The following is a 5,692-nucleotide window of genomic DNA, read 5'->3' as shown; positions in this document are numbered from 1 at the left end:
TAGTCCTACTTTTTCAAGTATCTCTACCAAAAGTGACATTTTAGGTATTCTATTTTTTCCTGTCGGTGTTACTCCTCTCAACCCCTATGGTTAAGGGGAACATATCCACACTCGTAGTCGGAAACATATCCAACATTGGCTCTCGTTTGTGGGAAGATATCAACGGTTTTGTCTGTTCGTGAGAACATATCAACTCAAATCATTTCATGGTTAATCCCATATCAATGGCTTCCTGAATAATCTTATGACAACATACCTCCAAAGGATTGTTTTCCTTACAAAGCGAATTTTTCATTGCTCCAGTAATGACATTTGCTTCTTTAACGGTTTTCGCACCATGCTTTACAACTGCTTCAATTACCTGATCTTCTGTGACTTTGCTGCAATAACAAGCATACTTAGGATCTGCATCTTTCTTAAACCAGATAGGAACCCTAACTTGGTCTTTTAAGAATTTTATTTCTTTATCTAAGTTATAGTAAATAACGTCGTAGTCCTCATTCATGCATATCTTATATTGATCTCCATCAACGGCATTACGATAATCATCTGTCACCAAGTGTTCAACGGTTATCCTACTAACTGTTACTCCTTCATTATTACAGACAGGGCAACTCTCCTTTGTTCTATTTAAATTTTGTGTGATACATTCACAGTAACATTCATCAATAACTTTCAATTACATAACCTCCATATCTTTAAAACCATTTAATTCAAGATAAATCCCAACTAGTTTTCATTTATAGTTTTTAAATTAAAAAATACCCCTTGATTGTATCGTCAATTATCGGTATCATTCAAGGGGTGAATAGGAAAAATAGTTTATAGATTCTTTACATTCAAAGCTCTAAAAGCATTTAATACTGCGATGATAGTTACACCTACATCTGCAAATATAGCTGCCCACATAGTAGTTATTCCAAAAGCACTCAAAATAAGAACAATTATTTTTATTCCAATTGCAAATACTATGTTTTGATGTGCAATTTTTAGTGTCTTTTTAGAAATCTTCATTGTAGTAGCAATTTTCGATGGCTCATCAGTCATAATTACAACATCAGCAGCTTCAATGGCCGCATCAGAACCTAAACCACCCATTGCTATTCCAATGTCTGCACGAGCTAATACAGGTGCATCATTGATTCCGTCACCAACAAAGGCAAGTTTACCTTTTTTAGATTTTTGCGAAAATAATTCTTCTAGTTTTTCAACTTTGTCTGCTGGCAACAGTTCTGCATAAACCTTATCAAGCCCAAGCTCTTTAGCAACTTTTGAACCAATACTTTTATTATCACCTGTCAACATAACTGTTTGTTTAATATTAGCTGCCTTAAGTTCCTTGATTGCTTGTGCTGAATCTTCCTTTACCTCATCGGCAATTACAATGTAACCTATATATTTGTTATTAACAGCAACATGTACAATAGTACCGATTAGCTCTCCCTTGAAATAAGGGATATCCATCATTTTCATAAGTTTGATATTTCCTACCATAACCTTTTTGCCATCTACTGTTGCAATAACACCATGACCTGATATCTCTTCTACATCTGAAATACGTCCATTGTCTATTTCTTTGCTATATGCACGTTTCAGTGAAAGTGAAATCGGATGATTGGAATAGCTTTCCGCATGTGCAGTTAATTCTAGTAGCTCTTCTTTGGAAACTCCTTCTGGATGAATTTCCTGTACATTAAATACACCTTTCGTTAGTGTTCCAGTTTTATCAAAAACAACAATTTCAGTTTCTGCTAATGCTTCTAAATAATTACTACCCTTGACTAAAACACCTTTTTTTGAGGCTCCACCTATTCCACCGAAGAAACTCAAAGGAATTGAAATAACTAAAGCACACGGACAGGATACCACAAGGAATGCTAGTGCTCTATATATCCAATCACTAAAAGTCGCCCCGTCTATAACAAGAGGTGGTATAATAGCTAGAAAAACTGCAATTATAACCACAACCGGTGTATAATATCTCGCAAACTTCGTAATAAATTGTTCTGAATTGGATTTTTTACTACTTGCATTTTCAACTAAATCAAGAATTTTACTTACAGTAGATTCTCCAAATTCCTTGGTAACCTCTGCTGTAATAACCCCATTAATGTTGATGCACCCACTTAGGATATCACTTCCAACTTCTACTTCACGAGGAACAGATTCGCCTGTTAGTGCCGATGTATCAATCATTGAACTTCCCTCAATTACCTTGCCATCAAGAGGAATTTTTTCTCCTGCTTTAATTACAATAATATCTCCAATTTGTACTTCATCTGGGTCAACTTTGACAAGTTCATCACCTTTTTTAACATTTGCATAATCTGGTCGAATATCCATAAGGCTTGCAATTGACTTTCTCGACTTGCCAACTGCATAGCTTTGAAACAGTTCTCCAACTTGATAAAACAGCATAACTGCAACACCTTCAGGATACTCACCAATAAAAAATGCACCAATTGTTGCAATACTCATTAAAAAATTTTCATCGAAAACTTGACCTTTAAAAATATTTTTTACAGCTCTTTTTACAACATCTCCACCTACAATAATGTAACTTATTATAAAGAGAGCAATCTGTAACCATTCGTTATTTAAACTAAGCAATACTGCTGTAGCTAACACGGCTGCACCAATAATTATTCGCCATAGTCGTTTTGTCATACTAAATAGCCTCCTTTAAGCCTTTTTCATAGTTGTATCGGGTTCGATTTTTTTAACTATTTTTTCGGCCTCTGCTATTATTTTTGGCATTTTTTCATCCTCACCATCAATAACGAGTTTTGTGGTCATAAAGTTAACAGTAGCTTCTTTCACTCCATCAAGCTCATTAATAGCCTTTTCCATTTTTGCCGCGCAATTTGCACAATCTAAACCTTCAAGTATAAATTTCTTTTTCATTATTAAATCCTCCTAAATATTATTTGTAATTTTATTTTGAATACTACAAGTCTTTTTCAAATTTTCTTGAAGCATTGCTCATTTGAAATGAAGACTTAAATATATGCCCAAATATCTTCAAAAAATATTCTATTCTACCGCATTACTACTTCTCGTTGATATGAATTAGACCTTGGTCAAATATTTCTCTTACATGATCATCAACTAATGAATAATATACTACCTTGCCTTCTTTTCTGTTTTTCACTAAATTAGCTTGTTTTAAGACTCTCAGCTGATGGGAAATTGCTGATTGTGTCATGTTAAGTAATACAGCGATATCACAAACACACATTTCAGCTTCATGTAAAGCCCATAATATCCTGATTCGTGTTGAATCTCCAAATACTTTAAATAATTCTGCTAGATCATAAAGGCTTTCTTCTTGAGGCATTTTATCTCTAACTTGATTTACAATATCCTCATGAATTACATTGCAGTCACATCTTTCAATTGAATTAAATTTTTTAGTCATATTATCACCTCTTTTTAAATCATTTTATCTGATTACTTGAACAAGCATTCATGCGTTGTATATTTATTATATTATTATTTTTCTCTTGTGTCAATAGTTATATGAGCATTCATTCAAGTGTTTTTATATTATTTAAAATATCTCAAAAACATCTACTACGACATTAGTGCAGTCCTTTCTCGGTATCCTGTTCCATACATATCCTTTAAACAATTCCTTAAAAATAAAGACTTCTCCTTCGTACAAGTTTTCGGTTTCTTTAATAGCTTCATCTAACAGCTTATTACATCACTCATGTGGTCAACTCCTTATCAATAAACTTATAAACAACATTTTTGATAATATCACATGTATAAATCATGTAAAAGTCAATGCAAAAACCGCCAATCAAGAGAACCTAACTCTTAATTGACGGTTTATATTAGTATTAAATCATACTTCCTTTTCAATTCCAGATTTAAAGCATATTACAAAGTGGTCATCATAAACACTAACATTCTGGATAATCTTCCTTCATCATAACGTGTAACCATTACTGGAACATAAGCTATAAATTTCGTCTTTAAAATGTCCGTTATTTGCAGTTAATATGTTGGGTACATTTTCTAGCACAAAATACTTCGGTCTAACAACACTAACTACCTCAAAAAAATATTTAAATAAATAATTACGTGGATCATCCATTATTTTTCTTTTCCCTTTCTGAGAAAATCCTTGACAAGGTGGTCCCCCAACAATTACGTCTATATTTTTATACTCATTAAAAACATCATCAATATCTAATTTTGAAATATCTTCATTAATCATTTTCACTTTAGGATGATTTTTTTTATAAGAATTAGCTATAGAATAGTCAACTTCATTTGCTAAAACAATTTCAAATCCTGAGTCAAAAAATCCTTTATATAGTCCACCAACTCCAGAAAACAAATCAATAACTTGTCTTTTCATCTTCTACCCTCATATTCGCTAATTTAGCATATTTTTCTTCTAATTCAACACCAATAAAATTTCTATTTAATCTATAGCTTGCAATTGCAGAAGAACCGCTTCCTAGAAATGGATCTACTACTAAATCGCCCTCATTTGAAAGCAATCTTATAAAATGTTCGAATAATATAATTGGCTTTTGTGTTGGATGTTTACCTAATTTCTTTTCCCTAGCAGTCGTGACAGATGTTTCAATATAGTCTAGAACCAATTTACCTTTATTATTGAATGTTCCTGTTTTTGTTTTATAAGTAAAATATATCCAGCACTCATTTGAATTAACAAAATGTAAATTCATATTTCTAGGCATTGGATTTGTTTTGTGCCAAATTCCAGTGGTTTTATAATAAAAACCAAATTTATTTGCTATTTCAACAAGAGTTTCAACCCTTAATATTGACATAAAAACTATCATGGAAGCACCATTCTTAAGTATCCTACTTGATTCTTTAAAAACAATCTCATATGGTCTTTCCAATCATTAAAATCTAAATCATCCCAACCAGCAGCACCAAAAAAATTAGAACGCATTTTTTGTAGATTTGTATCTCTCCCGTTCATGAAATTCGCAATATTATATGGAGGATCTGTAATAATTAAATCAACCGTAGATGAGTCTAACTTCCTCAATTCTTCTATGCATTCTCCATTTATTATTTCAATCATTTTTAATACACTCCATAATTTCTGATATGTCGCAATCCAATGCATCACAAATTCTGAGCAAAATATCGGTAGTTACATTCTCACCATTCTTTAATTTATAAAATGTACTCCTACTTACATTTGCTTTTTCCATAAGCTCATTATGTTGCATATCTAAATCAATAAGAAGAAGTATTTATACAACAAATATAATAGAAAATTATAATAAACATCTAAAAAAAGGAATTAAGAAAAAAGAACAATTCCCTAATGAACAATCTCTAAACAGATATGTTTGTGTATCAGCATGTGAATATAACGTAAAATATGTAGGTATATCGCACTATGGCTTTAGTATGGCGAAAGAAGAATTAGAGAATATGATAGAAGAAATATATATATACTAGCTTTTATTCCCTTCTAGAGTTTAGATGTTTCTATGATTTTGTCAAGAACAAGGGCAAGCCTTCTTTGAATTCTTGACAAAATCTCTCGAAAAATCTTATTAAACTCTAAGAAATAAAAGCCATAAGAACTAATAAAATTATAAATAGTTAACTTTATTTAAAACCTCAGATTATGTTTACACAAAAATCTTGACACTGCCTTATCCTTCCTACGTCGATATAATTACTATTA

7 protein-coding genes and 2 pseudogenes are annotated in these 5,692 nt (G+C 31.8%); 1 reads left to right on the top strand and 8 read right to left on the bottom strand.

Annotated elements, in window-relative coordinates; translation table 11 throughout:
• Positions 1–199: 199 nt before the first annotated feature.
• From HMPREF3186_RS05890 to HMPREF3186_RS08910, 8 genes and pseudogenes are all read right to left on the bottom strand, one after another.
• Positions 200–679, bottom strand: a complete 480-nt coding sequence (locus HMPREF3186_RS05890) for a Csac_0668 family 2Fe-2S cluster-binding (seleno)protein (protein ID WP_060914351.1) — start codon at positions 677–679, stop codon at positions 200–202.
• A 143-nt stretch (positions 680–822) separates the two neighbouring features.
• Positions 823–2,907, bottom strand: a pseudogene (locus tag HMPREF3186_RS05885) (heavy metal translocating P-type ATPase); the annotation flags it as partial.
• Between the two features lie 142 nt (positions 2,908–3,049).
• A complete protein-coding gene (locus HMPREF3186_RS05875) occupies positions 3,050–3,418 on the bottom strand; it encodes an ArsR/SmtB family transcription factor (RefSeq protein ID WP_003145044.1) in 369 nt (122 codons plus the stop codon).
• 171 nt (positions 3,419–3,589) lie between these two features.
• A pseudogene (locus tag HMPREF3186_RS08915) lies at positions 3,590–3,697 on the bottom strand (DUF1413 domain-containing protein); the annotation flags it as partial.
• Between the two features lie 237 nt (positions 3,698–3,934).
• Positions 3,935–4,369, bottom strand: a complete 435-nt coding sequence (locus HMPREF3186_RS05870; RefSeq protein WP_060914348.1) for a DNA cytosine methyltransferase — start codon at positions 4,367–4,369, stop codon at positions 3,935–3,937.
• On the bottom strand, positions 4,350–4,823 hold the full coding sequence (locus HMPREF3186_RS05865) for a DNA-methyltransferase (protein ID WP_231724171.1): 474 nt from the start codon (positions 4,821–4,823) through the stop codon (positions 4,350–4,352). The genes HMPREF3186_RS05870 and HMPREF3186_RS05865 overlap by 20 nt, the downstream gene beginning before the upstream one ends.
• On the bottom strand, positions 4,820–5,074 hold the full coding sequence (locus HMPREF3186_RS05860) for a class I SAM-dependent methyltransferase (protein ID WP_003145474.1): 255 nt from the start codon (positions 5,072–5,074) through the stop codon (positions 4,820–4,822). The genes HMPREF3186_RS05865 and HMPREF3186_RS05860 overlap by 4 nt, the downstream gene beginning before the upstream one ends.
• Positions 5,067–5,249, bottom strand: coding sequence for a helix-turn-helix domain-containing protein (locus tag HMPREF3186_RS08910; protein WP_371451597.1), 183 nt, complete (start codon positions 5,247–5,249; stop codon positions 5,067–5,069). Before HMPREF3186_RS08910 ends, HMPREF3186_RS05860 begins: the two co-directional genes overlap by 8 nt.
• On the opposite strand from HMPREF3186_RS08910, the gene HMPREF3186_RS09630 reads away from it, so the two are divergent.
• The gene (locus HMPREF3186_RS09630) at positions 5,206–5,460 is read left to right on the top strand and encodes a transposase (protein WP_156438975.1); all 255 of its coding nucleotides are present in this window, start codon (positions 5,206–5,208) and stop codon (positions 5,458–5,460) included. The genes HMPREF3186_RS08910 and HMPREF3186_RS09630 overlap by 44 nt on opposite strands.
• Positions 5,461–5,692: the final 232 nt, after the last annotated feature.

It is taken from the genome of Gemella haemolysans, assembly GCF_001553035.1.
Taxonomy (GTDB): Bacteria; Bacillota; Bacilli; order Staphylococcales; family Gemellaceae; genus Gemella; species Gemella haemolysans_B.
This window is presented reverse-complemented; position numbering and strand designations above follow the sequence as displayed.

Bases quoted from the DNA above. Each gene is read 5' to 3' on its own strand.
- HMPREF3186_RS05875 (WP_003145044.1), bottom strand. From the start codon at position 3,418: ATGACTAAAAAATTTAATTCAATTGAAAGATGTGACTGCAATGTAATT.
- HMPREF3186_RS05870 (WP_060914348.1), bottom strand. From the start codon at position 4,369: ATGAAAAGACAAGTTATTGATTTGTTTTCTGGAGTTGGTGGACTATAT.
- HMPREF3186_RS05865 (WP_231724171.1), bottom strand. From the start codon at position 4,823: ATGATAGTTTTTATGTCAATATTAAGGGTTGAAACTCTTGTTGAAATA.
- HMPREF3186_RS05860 (WP_003145474.1), bottom strand. From the start codon at position 5,074: ATGATTGAAATAATAAATGGAGAATGCATAGAAGAATTGAGGAAGTTA.